Here is a 21,355-nt window from a genome sequence, read left to right on the forward strand (position 1 = left end):
AAAATTCTTTCTCCTTGTCCTTCTGACCCTCTTATTCCCTGCTATCCTCTCCCTGCCTCTTTTTGACCTCTTGAAATGAGTTACCTACCTACGTCTATCTGCATTAAATTTTTTCAGATTTCTGAGAAAAGTTGTGTCAAATTGTAAAATTTCTGATATTCATATTATTTATAAGGTTCGTGTTTCATGCCTAATTTGCTTCTGTCTATCAGGCAAAAACCCTGAGTAGTGTGATAAGTTAAGAATCATTAAGTTACCACAAGCTAGATTGCTAGCCGATGGTACGTGTAATGTCATAAGCCTGAGAAATAATGACTTAACTAGTCAGTAAGCTCTCAGAATCTCAGTTACTTAAAAGCAGTTGAGATTGTCAAAAAAAACGTTAATTCCTCATGGCAGTCGGTTACATTGGCTTTCCGTAATGCCTTAGAAACGTTGCAATTTTAGTAAAAAAAGAGGATTTTAGTCCGATGACCATCGCAGTTGGACGCGCCCCCAGTAGAGGGTGGTTTGACGTTCTCGACGACTGGCTCAAGCGCGATCGCTTCGTATTCGTAGGTTGGTCAGGGATACTATTATTCCCCTGCGCCTTCCTAGCACTAGGCGGTTGGCTGACCGGCACCACCTTCGTCACCTCTTGGTATACCCACGGATTAGCCTCCTCCTACCTAGAAGGTGCGAACTTCCTGACAGTGGCAGTATCCACCCCCGCCGACAGCATGGGACACTCCCTATTGCTGTTATGGGGCCCAGAAGCCCAAGGCGACCTCACCCGTTGGTTCCAATTGGGTGGCTTGTGGCCATTCGTTGCCCTGCACGGAGCCTTCGGTTTGATTGGCTTCATGTTGCGGCAATTTGAAATTGCGCGTCTAGTAGGCATCCGCCCTTACAACGCTCTGGCTTTCTCAGCTCCCATTGCAGTATTCGTCAGTGTATTCCTGATGTACCCCTTGGGACAATCAAGCTGGTTCTTTGCACCCAGCTTTGGGGTGGCTGCAATTTTCCGATTCCTGCTATTCCTGCAAGGGTTCCACAACTGGACACTCAACCCCTTCCACATGATGGGTGTTGCTGGCGTATTAGGTGGTGCTTTATTGTGCGCTATTCATGGTGCGACAGTAGAAAACACCTTGTTTGAAGACGGTGATGGTGCTAACACCTTCCGCGCCTTTAATCCTACCCAGTCGGAAGAAACCTACTCAATGGTGACGGCAAACCGTTTCTGGTCACAGATTTTCGGTATTGCTTTCTCCAACAAGCGCTGGTTGCACTTCTTTATGTTGTTCGTGCCAGTTACAGGCTTGTGGATGAGCGCCGTCGGCATCGTCGGTCTAGCACTCAACCTGCGGGCTTATGATTTCGTCTCCCAAGAATTACGGGCGGCGGAAGACCCTGAGTTTGAAACCTTCTATACCAAAAACATTTTGCTGAACGAGGGTATCCGCGCTTGGATGGCTCCTCAAGATCAACCCCACGAACAATTTGTATTCCCTGAGGAGGTATTACCACGTGGTAACGCTCTCTAATAGACCAAATATCTTAGGCGGTGCTGGACGCGACCAAGAATCCACTGGATTTGCTTGGTGGTCTGGTAACGCACGTTTAATCAACTTATCTGGTAAACTGCTGGGCGCTCACGTTGCCCACGCTGGTTTGATTGTATTCTGGGCTGGAGCTATGACTTTGTTTGAAGTCGCTCACTTTATTCCTGAAAAGCCCATGTACGAGCAGGGCTTGATCCTGTTACCTCACCTCGCCACTCAGGGCTGGGGTGTTGGTACTGGTGGTGAAGTCATCGATACTTTCCCCTACTTTGTTGTCGGTGTACTCCACCTAATTTCCTCAGCCGTCCTTGGCTTTGGCGGTATCTATCATGCCGTTCGTGGCCCAGAAACCTTAGAAGAATATTCTTCTTTCTTTGGTTACGACTGGAAAGACAAGAACAAGATGACCAACATCATCGGGTTCCACCTGATTATTTTGGGATTCGGTGCATTGCTATTGGTAGCAAAGGCAATGTTCTTTGGTGGGTTGTATGACACCTGGGCACCAGGTGGTGGTGATGTTCGGATTATTACCAATCCGACATTGAACCCAGCAGTTATCTTCGGTTATGTAATCAAGTCTCCCTTTGGTGGCGAAGGCTGGATTATCAGCGTCGATAACTTGGAAGATGTGGTCGGTGGTCACATTTGGATTGCCTTTATCTTAATTTCTGGTGGTATTTTCCACATTCTTACCAAGCCTTTTGCTTGGTCGCGTCGTGCATCCATCTGGTCAGGTGAGGCTTATCTCTCCTACAGCTTGGGCGCTCTTTCTCTGATGGGCTTCATTGCCTCAATCTTTGTTTGGTTTAACAACACCGTTTATCCAAGCGAATTCTTCGGCCCTACTGGTCCAGAAGCTTCTCAAGCTCAGGCTTTGACCTTCTTGATTCGTGACCAACGTTTGGGTGCTAACGTCGGTTCTGCCCAAGGCCCTACTGGTCTAGGTAAATACCTGATGCGCTCTCCAACTGGTGAAATCATCTTTGGTGGTGAAACCATGCGTTTCTGGGATTTCCGCGGCCCTTGGTTGGAGCCTCTACGTGGTCCCAATGGTCTTGACTTGGAAAAAATCAAGAACGATATTCAGCCTTGGCAAGCTCGTCGTGCCGCTGAATATATGACCCATGCTCCTCTGGGTTCTCTGAACTCCGTGGGTGGTGTGGCTACCGAGATTAACTCGTTCAACTACGTATCTCCTCGCGCTTGGTTATCAACTTCTCACTTCGTACTAGGATTCTTCTTCCTAGTTGGTCACTTGTGGCACGCTGGTCGCGCACGGGCTGCTGCTGGTGGTTTTGAGAAAGGAATTAACCGCGATACTGAGCCAGTGATGTTTATGGACGACCTAGATTAGGTTGTAAAGTTTATTTCATCACGGACTATTAATTTAAAGGCTCTTGCATAAAAGCAAGGGCTTTTTTTATAAGAAAATTAGTAATCTATTAATAAAAGTGAGCGATTTGCCAAGGTAACTAATCTATGAATGATGCCAATTTTATTGATGCTTTGCGATGGACATCCGAAGCTAAGGAAAAGTTACAAAATATTCCCTTTTTTGTCCGCTCTCAAGCTAAAGCCAGAATTGAACAGCTGGCTCGTGAAGCAGGTCAAGAGGTTGTGACTGCTGATTTAGTAGAAGAGGCTAGGCTTGAGTTTGGACAATAAAACATTCTGGAGGTCGTAACAATGACAGTCGCCAAAAATCGAGCAGACCGAGTAATGCTTTATGACATTAGCTGGGAACAGTTTGAAAATCTTCTAAAAGACTTGGGAGAGCATCGGGTAGCAAGGTTAGCTTACGATCGCACTACTTTGGAGATTATGACACCTTTACCTGAACGCGAACATTACAAAGAGGTAATTAGTGATTTAGTCAAAGAAATCGCTGATGTGCTGGATTTAGACTATGAAAGTTATGGCTCGACTACTTGGAAACGAGAAAGCCGAATGGCAGGGTTAGAGTCAGATAACTGCTTCTATTTCCAGAATGAAGCTACGGTTCGGGGTAGATTGGATCTGGACTTGAGACAAGATCCACCGCCTGATTTGGGACTGGAAATTGATGTTACCAGTAAGTCTTTAAATCGTTTTCCCATTTATGCCCGCCTGGGAGTACCAGAACTCTGGTGTTATGATTCCGGTGAACTAAAGATTTACCACCTGCAAGATGGGGAATATATCGAATCAGAGAACAGTTTAATATTTCCTACTTTAGCAATCCGGGATCTGCCGAAACTAATTGAGCAAAATCGGGCAGATGGCAGACGGGCAATTCGTCGGGCAGTGCGGAAGTGGGTGAAGATTGAACTACCCAATCAACTTAATTCATAATTACGAATTACGTTAGCGTAGCGGGGCGTAGCCCATTACGAATTACGAATTACGATCGGCTTCCTCCCACATTCATCGCTGTTAAAAAAGCCTTTTGACTCACATCTCTGTAAACTGTATTTAAATACTTCATTACCACATCACTTGAAGTTGAATTTACTGCGCTTTCCTCTTCCTTTGCAAGGGGGATTGCTCCTAATACATCTAATACCGTCTCAGTCGTGGACGGCGCAATCACTACCAAGGATGACTCTAGTGGCTCATTGTATTGCCAGAAAGAATCAATTTTTACCGAGTATTTATTATTAGGAATTGACTGTTGAATATCGGGCGTTTCTGTAGTGTTAGGTTGAATCTTGGCGCTACGTAATTGACGTAAATCGCTGATAATTTGCTCTTTGGAACGTCCGCGTAATTGAAATAGTACAAAGGGGTCTTCACTGAAGCGATCGCCTAACTGATAGTATATAGCACCAATATGTTTACAGGGATTTGCTTTATCAGGACAAGAGCATTTACTCTGGACATCACCAAGGGTAAATGGAAATATCGAAAGACCATTAGCCGTGAAAACTTCTTCTATATTTTGTGGCATTTCTCCTGCTAGTAGCTTGGCAGCAAAAATTGCCCTTTGGGACATGGTTTCAATTACATAACCCCATTGTTCATCGGTAAATGGTTCAAGGGAAAGAGAAACTTTATAAGGTTCTACTTCACTACCTTGTACCCTAGCTAATACTTTTGCACCTTTAAATTCGATGCTCAAAACATTTCCTTGACGAGCATAATTTCTTGCCCGTTCTAAACGCTTTTTAAAACGATAGGAATCTAGCAAATCTAGCCATTGTTGTGACCACCATTCTCGACTTGCTTGTAATGTGTCATTAGTCATAATAAATTTAAGACCTTAGTAGTGTGCCACACTAATTTAGACGGTTTTGTAGTGAGCGCTTTAGCGCTAAAATCAAGGATTAAAGTCCTTATTACAAACTTATTCTGCATCATCGTCAATTACTGCACTGCGGTCGAGTAATAGTAAGTTGCGAAGTTGGTCTGTATCCATTTCAGTTAACCATTCTTCACCAGCACCTACAACTTGTTCTGCTAGTTGTTTCTTACTTTCAATCATGTCATGAATTTTTTCTTCTAAAGTGCCAGTGCAAACAAATTTATGTACTTGTACGTTGCGAGTTTGACCAATCCGAAATACTCTATCTGTGGCTTGATTTTCTACCGCTGGATTCCACCATCTATCAAAGTGGAATACATGATTTGCTCGTGTTAAATTCAGTCCTACTCCACCTGCTTTTAGAGAAAGAATCATAATTGGCGGCCCTTGAGGATCGTGTTGGAAACGGTCGATCATTTCCTCCCTTTGTTTTTTACTGGTGCTGCCATATAAAAAGAATATTTCTCGCCCTAGCTTTTTTTCTAAATAGGGTTTAAGTAATTTACCCCACTCAGCAAATTGTGTGAAGATTAAAGCGCGATCGCCTTCTGCTAAAACTTCTTCTAACATTTCTTCTAGCCGCAGCAGTTTGGCTGAATTATGTGGCTCTAATGTTGCTTGTTTCAAGTATTGGGCTGGGTGATTGCAGATTTGTTTGAGTTTGATTAGTAAAGCCAAAATCATTCCCCGACGTTGCAATCCTTCAGCAGATTCTATCTCTACTAAAGATTGTTCGACAATTTGTTGATAAAGTGCAGCTTGTTCGCCAGTTAAACCGCAAAATACGGTCATTTCTTGCTTATCTGGTAAATCTTGAATGATGTCGCGATCGCTTTTCAATCGCCGCAGTATAAATGGCTGAACTAATGAACGTAACTGAGTCAAAGAAGCCGTATCACCATACTTTTCAATTGGCATAGCAAACCGCCGCTGGAAAAATTGCTTATTGCCTAAATAGCCAGGATTGAGAAAATCTAAAATAGACCATAGTTCTTGCAATCTATTTTCTACTGGTGTCCCCGTTAATGCAATCCGAAACGTCGCTTCTAATTCCCGCACTGCTTTTGACTGCTTCGCCTCTGGGTTTTTCACATTCTGGGCTTCATCTAAAACAATTATCTGCCAAGAGACACTTTGCAATGACTTGATATCTCGATGAAGCAGTGAATAGCTAGTAACGATTAAATCATGTTTTTTGACGGCTTCTAAAAAGGCTTTACCTTTTGGGCGTTTGTCACCGTGATATTGCAAAATTTTCAGGCTTGGTGCAAATTTATTGACTTCCCTTTCCCAGTTACCTAAAACAGAAGTTGGGCAAACTAATAGAGTTGGATTTTCTAGTGCATCCTGTTCTTTCAAGTGCAGCAGAAAAGCAATGAATTGGACAGTGTTATGGCAAATAATATTGTTAGCGACAAAATTATGATGTTCGCTAACTTCAAAGTCATAAACCCATCCATCATAATCTATGTCCTCTATTGATTCTATCCGGCAATAAAATACCTCTTGGTCGAGAAGACATTGTAAAGACTGTCTTGTTAAGCTCAACTGCTCTACATCTAGGTTGCTATATGCCGTCAGGGTTTGATTTGTCCACTTGGAAGGTTTTAGTAGCTGATACTGTTCTTGGGCTTCTCCACTAATCATACGGTTCATTCCAGCTATTACTCGCTGTAAGCTATCTCTAGAAAATTGCTGTGAACCATTAATGTAAACAGTATTATGCATCCCAAAATGCCGCAACGGTAGTCCCGTTGCTATGACTGTTTGGGCAACCATATCAGAAGCAGGAATTCCTTCAATATTTGTGTTGCTGACAAGTTGACAAAGTTGTTCTAATTTACTCTGTTTTTCTGAGTTATTAAAACCAATTTCTTGGATAAATCTGCGGGCAGAATTTCCTCCAATTACACCAATATAGTAAGTGCGTAAAGTACGAGTTCCATTCGTGGCACACTTCAGTTTGGGTGATATTCGCAACCAAATGCCGAAACGACGCAGCAGTGCAGAAAGTTGCTGAATCAGTAAAGTTGAAGCTGTAGCAATTTCAATACTCCCCATACTCAAAACAACAGCAGATTCAGCATCAAAATAATTTTGTAAAAATATCCGCACACTATCTAAGTCTGCCTGCATAATGAAGGGCGGAATAGATTTTTCTGCCGATAGTTTACCCCAAACATAACCTTTAGCTTCTAAGAATTCCCGATAGGCTTGGCTATTAACTCGAAGAGAAGCAACTCTGTTAGGGAAGGTAGAGATATTAGGGCTGTTAATTTTGAGGTTATAGCGCTTTTGGATGCGTTGGCAAGTTTGGAGTAAATCCTCTAATACTCTGGTATCTTTTTGGGATATTGTGACTCTTCCCACATCGGGTAATTCATGCCCTTCAGCAATCTGCCAAGCGATAAACTTGACTAAATCAGGGTCTTGTGGTTGCCCATTCCAAAGGGTTTTACCTGGTACACAAACGTAATCACCTATCTGTAAGTTATTTGTCCAACCTTTACTTGTCAGCAGCTTGTGACGATGAGTAATAGTGATACTATTACCGTCTTCTAGGGTAATTTTTCGTAATTTTTCGCAGACTTGCTGCCGATACAACCGCCTGACATTAGCTGGGATAATTTTGCCCGTTGTTTCATCTATGGAATTAACTATTAATTCCTCTGTGGGGTTAGTCCAAAATCCTTCGCCGTCAAACTCTGTTTCTCTAGCGTGAGTTGTCCAGATTGTCTCGGCTGTGCGTAACAGTCCATTTACATTTACTAGAGTATCATTCGCTACGCATTTACCCAATCCCATGTCGTCGGCGAGACACGCGCCTAAGCCCCAACGTTCTAAGAAGGATAGCCAAGCAGCACCACGTTCTTGATAAGGTCGCAACTGTCCTTTAAAGCCTGCTGGTGTGGGTAAAGGTGCGATCGCCTGATTATTGTTTAGCGCCCCAATCAACTCTTGCAATGCCCCAGAAGCATCAAAGCTAACCACTGGTAATTTTTCAATCGCCTGAGTATCCCCTGTACTCAGACGCAAAGCATCTTCCAGGGAAAGCGCCATTTGGTCTTTGCGAGTGGTAAAAAATGTTTGGGCTGTCTTGATATCTTGGGGCCGCAATTCTACCCACTCACCATTAATTTCCACTAGCGGACTATTTAAAGCCACCAGTTTATCAAACTCAGCTTTGGAAATAGTCTGTCCGCCAATTGCTAATTGCCATTGGAAATTTAGTAGACTCTGCAACCCTAAACGTCCTTGCTTTCCTTTTGGGGTTTCGGCAGTAATTTTTAAACCCAAACGATTCGCCCATCCTTCACGATTCGCTAAACTGGGAGGCAAAATAACTCCCAAACCACTGTCTTCCAACCTCCAAGCTACAGCTTTGATAAACTCATAAGCTTGAATGGGGGTAAGACGAGAAGATTGGGGATATTCGGTTTCTAAGCTGGGTGCGTAGGCGCTTTGCGCCTTGTCGCCAGACATCGCTGGATATAATCGGGAAGCTACCCCTAAACCTCGCAAAAATGTTTCTTGTGGTTGCTCAATTGTCCGATTTTCATAAACCAATCGTTCAACTGGATTGTTCCAAATAGTCGCCGCATCCACTAAAAACTCAGGATTGTCAGCCGCTTGCAGAAAATATGCCAATGTCCAATCTGTTTCGCCAGACTCTGGAGAACGCAGTTGAAAACAGGTACGAAATAGAGTTTTAAGAGTTAATTGGGATTGTAGCGGCATAGTCCAAGCCTTCAATGCCGCTTCCAGTCTTTCCACTTCAATAGCATCTGCATTGACTGTATGAGATGCACTAGTTAAGGCTTGCAACCACTGTCGCACCCCAGCTGGTAAAGATGCAGGTTGAGAATCTACCATTTCTCGCACTTGGGCATCTATTGTACTGTTAAGAAATCCCAAAAGTAATTCTTGAGGTTCGGTGGGGAAGTTTACATAGATTGGGCATGGGGCATTAGTTATTAATTCTTCTCCACCCAATCCCTCTTGATAAGTGCGACAAACCAACGGCATGGTTGCAGAAAATTTTTCTAGGCGGGTTCCATCTATTGCACTATCTACGAGTACTTGCCATTTGGCAACAAATGCACCATCTGATTCTCGGTCAATTGTAGGTAAAAACTTACAACGTGAGATTAAATCTAAACTCCATCGGGCAACTTGCGACCAAAAGCGTAAATCTCCACCTAAAAAGGCATCTTCCCCTTTAGCAGCATTTAAGGGAACAGCAGCGAGAAATTTTACCGCTTCGCTGGGGTTGAGACAAAAACCCTCAACTCGCCACGGGTGCAAATATTGCGGGGAGTCTGTATTTTCCCCCAAGCTGGCAGAATGTAAAGGGAAAATCGCTGCTGTTCCTTCGCTATTAGCTTCTGGGATATAAGTTGGTAGGGCAATGATTTGAGAGTGCGTTGGCAAACCGATCTCAGGCGCACTGGCGGCTTTGCGCGTTAGCGTAGCTCCTCCTTTGGAGGCTCGCCCAGTAGTTGCGATCGCTTTGCCCGTCGCAGGCATCGCAACTTGGGGTTTCTGGATGAAGTTGGTCATTGCCATATTCTGGGAACGCAACCACTCACTCAACTCAACCGATGTCATTGCCAATGGATGTAGTGGTATATCACCAGATCCATTAGACTCGGAATTCACTCGTGGCGATCGCCAAGTTTCCCCCCAAATAAATAAACAACCATTTTGATTTTCTAGTAACCAATTACAGTGTAAAATCGCCATTTGCTAACTACTTATATTTTTCCAAAACTCTAAAATTAAAATCACATTTATTCTACTTTTTGCATCTTCTCAAGAAGATTTCTGAGCCAAGTTTCTCATATAATAAATATTTAACTAATTATTCCACATAAACATTGTTAATAATGAATTTTCCCCTAATTAAAGTCTTAAAAAATGGGATGTTAGTGGAACTCGATTATATGCATCCTCAAGAACAAGAGGTTGTAAGATCGTTACTCAATATTGTAATTGTTGAAGGTAAAACCTATCCCCAAAAGCAACCTCTCTCTCCTACAGAATTTTCAGCTTACTGGTTAAGCAAGGATGCCTTTGTTGTCAGGACATCTGTTGTAGATCCTACACACAAGCCAAAAGAAATATTAGGGGCGTTTTATTTAAAGCCAAACTTTCCCGGTCGGTGTAGCCATATTTGCAACGCTGGTTTTATTGTACAACCTGAGTTACGCGGTCAGGGTTTAGGACGGTTCATGGGAGAGGCTATGCTTTCGATCGCAGCAAACCTGGGCTACGAAGCAGTGATGTTTAATTTGGTCTTTGAGACTAATATACCTTCAATTACACTTTGGCAGTCGTTAGGATTTGAGATTATTGGGCGAATTCCGGGTGCGGCGAAGCTAGAGAATGGGCAGGTGGTAGATGCGCTAATCTTGTATCACACTTTGTGTTGAACGACTTGTTTATCTTTGTATGTACGAGAAGTCAGCCATAAGGCATAAATGTTAGGATTGCCACAGAAAGAGAATAGCGAAAGAGAAGGAAAAAAAACTGAATGGCAGAAGTTGATAAGTCAATATCCTTCGATGGAAGGGATATTCGACTGAAAGTAGGCCTATTAGCTCCCCAGGCAGGTGGGTCGGTTTTGATAGAATCAGGGGATACATCCGTTTTAGTGACGGCTACGCGATCGCAAGCCAGAGAAGGCATTGATTTTCTTCCCCTTACTGTAGATTATGAAGAAAGGCTATATGCCGCTGGTAGGATTCCCGGCGGGATCATGCGGCGCGAAGGTCGTCCACCAGAAAAAACAATTCTCACCAGCCGTCTTATAGACCGTCCCATGCGTCCTTTGTTCCCCTCATGGTTGCGGGATGACTTGCAAATTATTGCCTTAACGCTGTCGATGGACGAGTTAGTTCCACCCGATGTGTTAGCAGTTACAGGCGCTTCCATCGCTACCCTGATTGCCCAGATTCCTTTTAATGGGCCAATGGCAGCAGTGCGGGTTGGTTTAGTGGGAGATGATTTCATTATTAACCCCACTTATGCAGAAACCGAAGCTGGAGATTTGGATCTGATAGTAGCAGGTTCACCACATGGCGTGATCATGGTGGAAGCGGGAGCCAATCAGTTGCCAGAGCGAGATATTCTTGAGGCGATTGACTTTGGTTATGAAGCGGTGCGGGATTTAATCAAAGCGCAGCAAGATTTAATTGCCGAATTGGGTCTAGTAATAGTGCAAGAAGCACCACCAGCAGTAGACCAGACACTCGAAAATTATATCCGCGATCGCGCCAACGGTCAGATTAAGAAAATCCTGTCTCAATTTAGTTTGACCAAACCCGAACGCGATGCAGCTTTAGATGTCGTCAAGGATGAAATTGCCGCGACGATTACCGAACTGTCAGAAGAAGACCCCATTCGAGTTGCTGCAACTGCAAATAAGAAGGCACTTGGTAACACTTTTAAAGATATTACCAAACACTTCATGCGGCGACAAATCATCGAAGATAACGTCCGCGTTGATGGTCGTAAACTCGATCAAGTGCGTCCCGTTTCTTGTTTAGTTGATGTTTTACCAAAGCGAGTCCACGGCAGCGGTTTATTTAACCGAGAACTAACTCAGGTATTATCCACTTGTACTCTGGGTACACCTGGGGATGCTCAAAACCTCAACGATGACATGCAGCTAGATCAGCACAAGCGTTACCTGCATCATTACAACTTCCCGCCCTTCTCAGTCGGTGAAACCAAGCCAATGCGTGCCCCAGGAAGGCGCGAAATTGGTCACGGGGCATTGGCAGAACGAGCGATAATACCTGTGTTACCGTCCAAAGAACAATTTCCCTACGTGATTCGCATCGTATCGGAAGTGCTTTCCTCCAACGGTTCCACCTCAATGGGTTCAGTCTGCGGTTCCACCCTCGCCCTGATGGATGCTGGTGTACCAATTCTCAAACCCGTCAGTGGCGCGGCAATGGGTCTGATTAAGGAAGGGGACGAAGTACGAGTCCTGACCGACATCCAAGGCATTGAAGACTTTTTGGGCGACATGGACTTCAAAGTTGCCGGGACGGATACCGGGATTACCGCCTTGCAGATGGATATGAAAATCTCTGGTTTGTCGTTGGAGGTTATAGCCCAAGCCGTCCACCAAGCGAAAGCAGCCCGGTTGCACATTCTCGAGAAAATGCTCGCCTGCATTGACACACCACGGACTGAAACCTCACCTTATGCCCCACGTCTGTTAACAATCAAGATTGATTCAGACATGATTGGTTTGGTCATCGGGCCTGGAGGCAAGACTATTAAGGGGATCACAGAGGAAACTGGTGCAAAAATTGACATCGAAGATGATGGCACCGTGACAATTTCCGCTGTGGATGAGAACAAGGCGAAGAGAGCCAGAAATATCATCCAAGGCATGACCCGCAAGTTGCACGAAGGGGATGTCTATGCAGGACGCATTACTCGAATTATACCGATAGGTGCATTTGTGGAATTCTTGCCAGGAAAAGAAGGCATGATTCACATTTCTCAACTAGCTGACTACCGCGTTGGCAAAGTTGAGGATGAAGTAGCGGTAGGCGATGAAGTGATTATCAAAGTGCGCGAAATTGATAACAAAGGTCGCATTAATCTCACTCGTTTGGGTATTCACCCAGATCAAGCAGCAGCAGCAAGAGAAGCAGCGGCGGTGAATCGGTAACTCGATTTGGGATTTTAGATTAGATTAAATCTAAAATCCGCGATGCCTATCGTGAAGGCATCGCCGTATGCTTCTCTAATTTGAAAAATTACGAATTATGAATTATTTTAAAGGCTTTTCTTTTACCCCTCTCGAAAGATTCAATAAATCCAGGAATATCAACTAACTATTGGGTAGCATTTTCACTTTCTTTATCTGCTAGGTAAGCTAAGAAGTCAGCAACCAGTTCGAGGCGTTCTGAAAACAATCCATCTAGATATTGGTTGATTTGTTAACGAACTTCTGTGTTGTTCATATTTTTAAAACTCTTTTACTTCTCTAATTCTGCCAGCTTCTGTTGAGCAAACTTTCGCACTTGCTCATCTGGGTCATTCTCTGCTTTATCGCGTAACAGTGTTAGAGTCTGGGGATGTTGAGGAAATTGCTTAATAATTATCTCCAGTGTAATGCGCCGAGGGTTGGGGTGCGACCAGGGGTCATGACTACCTTCAAAGGAATCATTCACAGCGCAGTTGTAGTAAATCTCAAACAACTCAGGGTGATTCCTGAAGTGTTTGGCTAATGCTTGGATGGCTACACGTCGGACTTCCCCATCATTATCAGCAGTGGCGCGTTCTTTAAGAAACGAGTGGGTATTCGGGTCATCTTTGAAATTGCTGGCTAATGCTGGGATAGCTGCACGTCGCACATTCCCAGATTGATCAGCAATGGCACGGTCTTTGAAAATTGAGCAAGTATCCAACTCATCTTTGAAATTGCTAGCTAATGCTTCGATGGCTGCACGTCGCACACCACCAGATTTATCAACAGTGGCACGGTCTTTGAAAATTGAGCAAGTATCCGGCTCATCTTTGAAATTGCTAGCTAATGCTTCGATGGCTGCACGTCGCACATTCCTATCATTATCAGCAGTGGCGCAGTCTTTGAGAAACGAGCAAGTATCCGGCTCATCTTTGAAATTGCTAGCTAATGCTTCGATGGCTGTACGTCGCACATTCCTATCATTATCAACAGTGGCGCGATCTTTGAGAAACGAGCGGGTGTCTGGGTCATCTTTGAAATTGCTGGCTAATGCCTTGATAGCTGCACGCCGTACATCCTCATCATTATCAGCAGTCGCGCGGTCTTTGAGAATCGAGTGGGTGTCCGGCTCATCTTTGAAATTGCTGGCTAATGCTTCGATGGCTGCACGTCGCACATTTCTATCATTATCAACAGTGGCGCAGTCTTTGAGAAACGAGCGGGTGTCCGGCTCATCTTTGAAATTGCTGGCTAATGCTTCGATGGCTGCACCTTGCACATCCCATGCATTATCAGCAGTGGCGAGGTCTTTGAGAATCGAGCGGGTATCTGGGTGATCTTTGAAATTGCTAGCTAATGCTTTGATAGCTACACGTCGCACATTCCTATCATTATCAACAGTGGCGCAGTCTTTGAAAAACGAGCAGGTGTCTGGATCATCTTTGAAATTGCTGGCTAATGCTTCGATGGCTGCACCTCGCACATCCCATGCATTATCAGCAGTGGCGCGGTCTTTGAGAATCAAGTGGGTGTCTGGATCATTTTTGAAATTGCTGGCTAACGCTTCGATGGCTACACGTCGCACATCCCATGCATTATCAGCAGTGGCGCGGTCTTTGAGAATCGAGTGGGTGTCTGGATCATCTTTGAAATTGCTGACTAATGCTTTGATGGCTGCACCTCGTACATCCCATGCATTATCAGTAGTGGCGCGGTTTTTGAGCCAGTATAAGGTATTGCTGTTATCTTTCCAAATTGCGGCGATTGTTCCAACTGCTTGAGTGCGAATTTTCTGAACTAACTTAGTTTCTTCATATTGATCGGCTCTGTAATAGTACCAAAGGTCATATTTAGTTAAGCTTTGTAGCTCGTTAAGTAATTTATTAGCCATTGACGCAATCACCGAGCGATTTCTCACTTCTGCAAGACACTTAGCCGCTAAAAACAGGTTGATAAACTTTTCCTCTTCCCCATCTTGCACCATTAAGTAATCAAGAATTTCACCAACAAATTTCGCATCAATCATTCCCGCAATTAGCCGCAATACTTCATGCCAAGTTTCATCTTGCCAGTGTTTGCCAAAAACTTCTGTTTTGAGAAACTCAATTGTAATACTGCGTTCCTTCTCAAACTGCCAGACAAACTCCCAAGCACAGAAATATTCTAAAAATGTCCGATGCACAAAGGCATAGTAATCTGCACCCAAGAAACATAAAATAAAATTGCGATCGCGCAGTTGTTTCATCAACCGTCTGGCTTTATCTCTGGCATCACTCACTGGTATGCTTTGCAGATATTTAGTGAAGATTGTTTCTAAATCATCCGCATAGATAATGTTGCCAGCTAAACCTTTTTCACTGGTTTGCATTTGATAAGCAACTTGACGCAACATTGCTTGTTTATCTTTATAATCAATAATGTCCAGACGTTCATCCGGCTTTAAATTGCGTCCGTCGTCCCAATTATGCAGCAAAACCTCTGAAGCATCTTTATACAGTTCACTTCTATCTCTGGGTAATTCTCGCTTGAGATTGAGAATTGCCATCATGGTTAACAACAGAGGATTTTGTGCTAGTTCTGCAATTGCTTTTGATTCATTAATTACTCTTTGCAGTCGCTCACGTTTGATATTTTTATCTCTTTCTTCGGCTTGACTAAAAGTTTTATCATGCCAACGTTCGATAAAATCTTGAATCTGTGCTGGTTCTAAATCTTGCAACATGAAGTGGCGAAACTCTGCATCTCGCAACTGTTGCTGTTTATAGCCGATGATCCGAGAAGTGACAATAACCTGCACATCGGGATATTCATTAGTGAAGCGATGAATACTGGTAATTACTTCCTCCCGCTTCGCCAATTCAAATATTTCATCCAAACCATCAAACATGACTAAAGCATTACCAGCCTTTAGCTGCTCATGCAATTTATGCTGATTGAGGTGATAAAAACAATTGGGACTATTATGGTAAAATTGGAGAAAATTATTACAACTACCCGCATCGCGATCGCGCATATAGTTGCGTAATTCAATTAGCAAAGGAATTGGCAGATTAAAATCATTCTGTTCGAGAGTTTTTTCTACCCAATCCAACGCTAGATATTGCAACAATGTAGACTTACCAGAACCAGGATCGCCTAAAATAACTAAATAATTTTTACGTTGCTTATCTCGGAGCACATCTAATACTGAACGGATTGGCTGTTCAAAATAAGTGCGTTGATAACGTTCTGTTTCCTCTTGGAGCTTTTCTATTTCAAATTCCGCATCTAATTGGTTACTTTCTTGTAACCTGCGGAGATGTTCTTTAGGCAGTTCGGGTAAAACCTGATAAACTTGACGAACATTTTGCGGGATAAACATTTGCCATAAGTTTACCGGATGTTCGCGGGATGTAGTTTCTAAACTATCTAACTTCAGATTGCCGTAGCGTTCACGAATAGTTTCTAAATATTGCGGTAAATTAAAATCCTTGGGAATATCAGCGTTTTCTTTTAAAGTCTTATCAATACTGGATAATTTTTGAAGTTCCAAGATATAGCGTAACTCTTCTGAATCCGAAAGAATATCTTGAACTTGTATGAGATACTGTTCTATAATTGTTTGCCAGTTTAATTTAGGTGGTAGAGGTTGGAGTTGAAGTCTTTTCCAACTATCTGCTAGTGTTTTAAAATCTAGAGAATCACATTTAATATCAAAAGCCTGACCAAGAATTTCTTTAACCGATTTATCACGGATAAATTTATTGATATCTTCAGCGTAATTTTGAATCTCAGCTTCAGAAAGTCTGCAACGAACCTTTAACTGCTGCTGCATCGCTTGCAAAAATTCTGTCAGCGCCATAACTACAGCTTTCTGAAGCGGTTCTTGCTTGAAGGGAGCGGTTGCAGCATTATTAAAGATATTTTTGAAAAAATCTTTAGCGTAGTCCTTGACTAAATCTTTGAAAAATTCTTCGCTAATAATAGTTTTGACAAGAAATCCAACCGCTTTTTGACCTATCCAGAGAGTGAACCACTCAACTATCATACTCACGCCTGCTAAGTGCTTGACTACGAGTATATACACCCGCCAGAGAAATCTTTCCAGATTTGTGGGTTTTTAACTTAAAAGCGATGCTGGCTGAAGATTTGTTAAAAATAACTAATATAGTGTGCATGGATATTAGGAGTAATTTTATGGTTCTACAAGTTAACCCCATCCAAAAAGAACCAATTGTTACTTGGGAAGCACTTCCAGCCGACTTCATTTTACCAGACGATCCAGTGGAAAATATTCAACAACCTGCGATCGCTGCTGCGCTTACCGATGCTTTGGGAACCGCAGCACGCATCCAACCCCAGATGCTGATTGGCTCTAATTTTGGACTTGTAGCCACAGTCAACAAAAAAATCGTTGTCAAAGCCCCAGACTGGTTTTATGTTCCTCAAGTGCAGTCTGTGGGAACAAATGTAGTTCGTCGCAGTTATACCCCGAATTTAGAAGGCGCTGCTGTGGCTGTGGTGATGGAATTTCTTTCAGACACAGAAGGGGGAGAACTCTCAGTCCGTTCAACTCCACCCTACGGTAAACTCTATTATTACGAAAAGATTCTCCAAGTTCCAACCTACGTAACCTACGACCCTTACGAACCAAGCATAGAAATACGATGCTTGCAAAATGGACAATATACTTTGCAGCAAGCAGACGCTAATGGACGTTACTGGATTCCTGAGTTAGAGTTATTTCTCGGAATTTGGCAAGGTGAAAGATTATGCCAAACCATGAATTGGCTGCGCTGGTGGGATACAGAAGGAAATTTGCTGTTGTGGAGTAGTGAACAAGCCCAACAAGAACGTCAACGTGCTGAACAAGAACGTCAACGTGCTGAACAAGAACGCCAACGTGCTGAACAGGAAAGCCAACGCGCCCAACAGGAAAGCCAACGCGCCCAACAGGAACGCCAGCGTGCTGATATATTAGCAGCTAAGTTACGTGAGCTAGGTATTGACCCTGATGCGTAGGCGTAACCCGTTGTAGATATCGCATAACCTAACAAATGCTGGGAATAATAATTTTGGTACATCAGCACCAAAATTCATTCCATGAAACAGCAAAAAAATCAGTTCAGCCATCTTACTGCGATCGAAAGAAATTATCTATCATTTCCGGCACAGTTTTTATTAAATCAAAACCTTCTCCAAGGCAAAATACTAGACTTTGGCTGTGGTCTTGGTAATGATGTTAAAATATTGCGCCAAAAAGGCTGTGATATTACAGGCTACGACCCTTATTATTTTCCAGAATATCCTGATACTAAATTCGATACAATAATTTGCTTTTATGTTTTAAATGTTTTATTTACAGAAGAACAAACTAATGTTCTTATGGAAATATCACATTTATTAAAACCAGGAGGCAAAGCTTATTATGCTGTGAGAAGGGATATCAAAAGAGAAGGATTTCGAGAACATTATGTCCACAAAAAGCCTACCTATCAATGTCTTGTAAAACTTCCTTTTACTTCACTTTGTTTAGATGAGCATCGTGAGTTATATGAGTACATTCACTATAATCATCAGCGTAATTCATCTAATTATTGTATATTCTGTAATCCTCATAAAAGTCTCAAACTATTAACTGAATCAGCAACTGCTTATGCTATTTTTGATGGCTATCCTATAAGCAAAGGACATATTTTGATTATTCCCAAACGTCATGTCGGTAGTTATTTTGAACTACCATTTAAAGAACAATCTGCTTGCTGGTTCATGGTGAACAAAGTACAAGAAATTCTCAAAGCAGAATTTGAACCCGATGGCTTTAATGTAGGAATGAACATCAATAGAGCCGCAGGTCAAAATATTATGCACGCCAGTATTCATATCATCCCTCGTTACAAAGGTGATACTGTTGGCTCTAAAAGTGGAATCAGGAACGTTATTCCTAAAAAGCAATAGTTTTTTACTGAAAGCTTCCAGTAGCAAATCTTGATTTATGGCAAATGCATAAATCTGAAAAACCTGATTTTCAGTCTTGTTGAAAATATGGCAAAATATTTCAGTTAACCCAGATTATCTGGATCTATTCCTAACGCTCTTAATTGTTCTGTCAATTGTTGCACCCGAAGTTCTGCTTGTTGAGCGCGTTGTGCTTCTTGTTGAGCGCGTTGTGTCTCTTGTTTTACTTGTTCTGCGGGCGTGAGATACCGTTGTCCTTGCTCATCATACCAATACATCCATTCCCGCGTTACGCCGCAATAGTTGCCCCTTTCGCAACCAATTCCTAAGCCAATTTCTGGTAGCCAAACAGGGTTTACCTCTTGCAATTCATATTTACCATTAACTAACTTATGTACTTCCAGATGCGGTTTGCGGCGGCGACGAGAGGAATAAATTACGTAATAAAGTACACCCAAAGCCTCATATTCAGCCAATTTACTAGTATATTCCTTGCGATAATTTTGGGAAACTACTTCTAGGACGAAAATCGGTACAACATTTTCATCCCACAGCACATAACTGGGACGCAGTTCCTCATCATAAAACCGCTCTACCCCTAAGCTCAAAAACCCATCTGGCACAATGGGCGGTTTGTCGGGGTGATAATAAATACCCATATCTATGGCAAAGAGCCAATCCATGCGTTCTGACCAAAGTATCAGCAGAATCGCCTTCAGCAAGCCTGGTATTAATTCTTGCAGTTCATTATCCACAGGCGTTTCATCAGAGTCTGGTAGTTCCTCGGCTGAGGGCAAGTACCTTGGCAAGTTGTACTCTAACATGGCTGGTTTCCCCAAAACTCAAAGGATATTTGGCTCTATTTGGCTCACCAGAATTATAGCGATTTATCTGCTAGCGATGTCTTCGCAGAAATCAGTCGTTAGTGCATATTTTTGTTCTAAGGACTTCCAAATAAAAAAATACTCAACTACTTCTTGTGGGGTGGGCAACACGAGCGCCGATATACAAGGGTTCTCGTGTCGCCCACCCCACAAGATTGAGTAATTTATTTGTTGGAAGTCCCCTACATAATTTACTTGCACGCGATAAATAACCATCTTGTTTGATTATTTTATGGCCAAAGTCACAAGATCGATTTGGATTCAAGTTGCGATCGCTCGCCCATTACCATGATGTACTAAGGCTGCTGTTCCATGTTCTGAAGCACGTAACTCCTTGTCAGAGATTTGCGGCTCCTTGCTATAGACCGAACTTAGTAAGATATTCAGAACTCCACTTGTTTCAGCTTGACTGACGGCGCGATGTGTAATCAATTCACCTACATTCAGTATCACGTTGTCTTCTGGGTCAAGAATGACACGGGTAACTGGACGACCCAATGCTTGTTCAATCCGTTGATTTTTCATTGCCCGTCTGCTGCGTCCTTGTAACTTTTCTGCCTTCGCTTTCAAGGCTTGCCAGAAAGTGTTGAGATTCTCTTGAGCGATGCTTGCTCGATCGCCCAGTTGAACTTTGTTTTCTAACCATCTGTCACTTGCAGTAGAACGGACTGCGGTTGCCAGATTCAGACCGACAGCGTTCAGCAATTCTGCTTCTTTAGCGTAAATCTGAGCGCGATCGACAAGGGATTCTGTCACAATCTGCCCAGATGCCGCAATAATTAAGCCATCGTCAGTACGCACTGTTCGCAGGACTCTACGCCCTCTTGCCTGCTGGATCGCCACATTTGCTGTCAAGGAATCAACTGAGTGACGCAGACTAGCGGTGCTGTTCTGAGTTACGCTGCCAATTCGATTGCCAACAGATGCTGTTGCTGCTTGTAAATTGCGGCTGATGTTGGCAGTCAGACTGCCACCCGTGGCTCGATAGAGTTCATCAAGGATACCCAGGCGATCGGCCGCTTCTGCATTGACTAGGGTGACTTCTTGATCCTTTAGTAGCAGTACATTCCCATCTGGAGTCAGCACATCCCGATCGAGACACTTGCCAATCACATATACCTTTTGTTCGGCAGGATCGACCAAATTGTTTGTCAGGGAGGCAGTTGCATCTCGATTGAAGTCTTGGAGTTTGCTGCCAGTAGCATCAGTTGCAGCTTGCAATTGCTCACCTGCATTCTGGCTTGCTGACTGTAGCCCCCGGTTCACTTTCTCTACCGAGCTTTGCAGTTGCTCATTCACAGTTTGAGCTGCTGTTTGCAGTCTGCGGTTAGTAGTCTGGGCTGAGTCCTGCAATTTATCTCCAGTTGCCTGAACTGCTCCTCGGATACCACCAACCTGTTCTTCCATCAGTTGAGCAGTTTCTGGAGGTACAAAGGCAACATCGTCACCAATTTTCAGTGTTTCGCTAGCAGGAACGAACGATCGCCCGGAATAAGCATCGGCAAATACACCGCCAGAAACTTCGTATCCTTCCACCAGTCCACTATGCTCATCAAAGAACAAATCGACTAATCCACCGAGGTCGAGTCCCTCTGTAGTCAGAATTCTCTTTTTTCTCAGCACGATATTTTGGTGCAGAATCTCTTTAATTACAGGGACACGATATGCCTTCACAACAGATTCTTTCGAGTTAACTACGATCGCATCTGACCCGATCGCTTGTACCTCTTGTAGGGGAATTATTTTTGCGTCTCGAAACAGTCCCTTCTCTGCAACGAGAAAACCCAAAAGTTGATTGCGTTCCCGATCAAAAATTAAATCTATAATTCGGACAATTTTCTTACCTGTGTCGTAGGTGACGACCACTTTATCGATAACATCACTACCTTTAAGCATTATATATAAGTAGGTGGGCGGGAAAATTTCTAACTATGTAACGAAAGCTTAACCAGAAAGACTAGAGTTAAATTTAATACGTTTTGTACTGTATTTGCCT

General features: G+C 43.2%; 13 protein-coding genes. 8 read left to right on the forward strand and 5 right to left on the reverse strand.

The features are described from left to right. Positions 1–470 precede the first annotated feature (470 nt). The 4 genes from psbD to V7K84_RS11345 all read left to right on the forward strand — a co-directional run bounded on the left by psbD (position 471) and on the right by V7K84_RS11345 (position 3,878). Entirely contained in the window at positions 471–1,526 is a 1,056-nt protein-coding gene (psbD, locus tag V7K84_RS11330) for a photosystem II D2 protein (photosystem q(a) protein) (RefSeq protein WP_012409998.1), read from the forward strand. Beyond that, complete coding sequence (gene psbC / locus V7K84_RS11335) at positions 1,510–2,901, forward strand: photosystem II reaction center protein CP43 (RefSeq protein WP_334838101.1); 1,392 nt, start codon at positions 1,510–1,512, stop codon at positions 2,899–2,901. Before psbD ends, psbC begins: the two co-directional genes overlap by 17 nt. Positions 2,902–3,026: 125 nt before the next feature. Beyond that, positions 3,027–3,212, forward strand: a complete 186-nt coding sequence (locus tag V7K84_RS11340; protein ID WP_334838103.1) for a PCP reductase family protein — start codon at positions 3,027–3,029, stop codon at positions 3,210–3,212. A 21-nt stretch (positions 3,213–3,233) separates the two neighbouring features. After that, a complete protein-coding gene (locus V7K84_RS11345; RefSeq protein WP_334838104.1) occupies positions 3,234–3,878 on the forward strand; it encodes a Uma2 family endonuclease in 645 nt (214 codons plus the stop codon). A 49-nt stretch (positions 3,879–3,927) separates the two neighbouring features. Here the strand turns inward: V7K84_RS11345 and V7K84_RS11350 are convergent, their stop codons facing one another. Next, entirely contained in the window at positions 3,928–4,770 is an 843-nt protein-coding gene (locus V7K84_RS11350) for an SWIM zinc finger family protein (RefSeq protein WP_334838105.1), read from the reverse strand. Between the two features lie 99 nt (positions 4,771–4,869). Continuing rightward, positions 4,870–9,570, reverse strand: coding sequence for an SNF2-related protein (locus V7K84_RS11355; protein ID WP_334838107.1), 4,701 nt, complete (start codon positions 9,568–9,570; stop codon positions 4,870–4,872). A 143-nt stretch (positions 9,571–9,713) separates the two neighbouring features. Between V7K84_RS11355 and V7K84_RS11360 the strand changes: the two genes are divergently transcribed. Continuing rightward, the gene (locus V7K84_RS11360; RefSeq protein ID WP_334838108.1) at positions 9,714–10,259 is read left to right on the forward strand and encodes a GNAT family N-acetyltransferase; all 546 of its coding nucleotides are present in this window, start codon (positions 9,714–9,716) and stop codon (positions 10,257–10,259) included. A 101-nt stretch (positions 10,260–10,360) separates the two neighbouring features. Further along, a complete protein-coding gene (locus V7K84_RS11365) occupies positions 10,361–12,517 on the forward strand; it encodes a polyribonucleotide nucleotidyltransferase (RefSeq protein ID WP_334838109.1) in 2,157 nt (718 codons plus the stop codon). 310 nt (positions 12,518–12,827) lie between these two features. Here V7K84_RS11365 and V7K84_RS11370 read toward each other — a convergent pair whose 3' ends face one another. Next, a complete protein-coding gene (locus tag V7K84_RS11370; protein ID WP_334838111.1) occupies positions 12,828–16,565 on the reverse strand; it encodes a HEAT repeat domain-containing protein in 3,738 nt (1,245 codons plus the stop codon). A 149-nt stretch (positions 16,566–16,714) separates the two neighbouring features. On the opposite strand from V7K84_RS11370, the gene V7K84_RS11375 reads away from it, so the two are divergent. Next, positions 16,715–17,539: a Uma2 family endonuclease gene (locus V7K84_RS11375; RefSeq protein ID WP_334838112.1), complete on the forward strand. Its 825-nt coding sequence runs from the start codon at positions 16,715–16,717 to the stop codon at positions 17,537–17,539. Positions 17,540–17,620: 81 nt separating this feature from the next. Continuing rightward, complete coding sequence (locus tag V7K84_RS11380) at positions 17,621–18,475, forward strand: HIT family protein (RefSeq protein ID WP_334838113.1); 855 nt, start codon at positions 17,621–17,623, stop codon at positions 18,473–18,475. Positions 18,476–18,579: 104 nt separating this feature from the next. Here the strand turns inward: V7K84_RS11380 and V7K84_RS11385 are convergent, their stop codons facing one another. Both V7K84_RS11385 and V7K84_RS11390 read right to left on the reverse strand, forming a co-directional pair. Beyond that, positions 18,580–19,299, reverse strand: a complete 720-nt coding sequence (locus V7K84_RS11385) for a Uma2 family endonuclease (protein WP_334838114.1) — start codon at positions 19,297–19,299, stop codon at positions 18,580–18,582. A 321-nt stretch (positions 19,300–19,620) separates the two neighbouring features. Further along, on the reverse strand, positions 19,621–21,255 hold the full coding sequence (locus tag V7K84_RS11390; protein ID WP_334838115.1) for a PRC-barrel domain-containing protein: 1,635 nt from the start codon (positions 21,253–21,255) through the stop codon (positions 19,621–19,623). Between the last annotated feature and the right edge of the window lie 100 nt (positions 21,256–21,355).

The sequence above is a fragment of the Nostoc sp. genome, assembly GCF_036917315.1.
Classification (GTDB): Bacteria; Cyanobacteriota; Cyanobacteriia; order Cyanobacteriales; family Nostocaceae; genus Nostoc.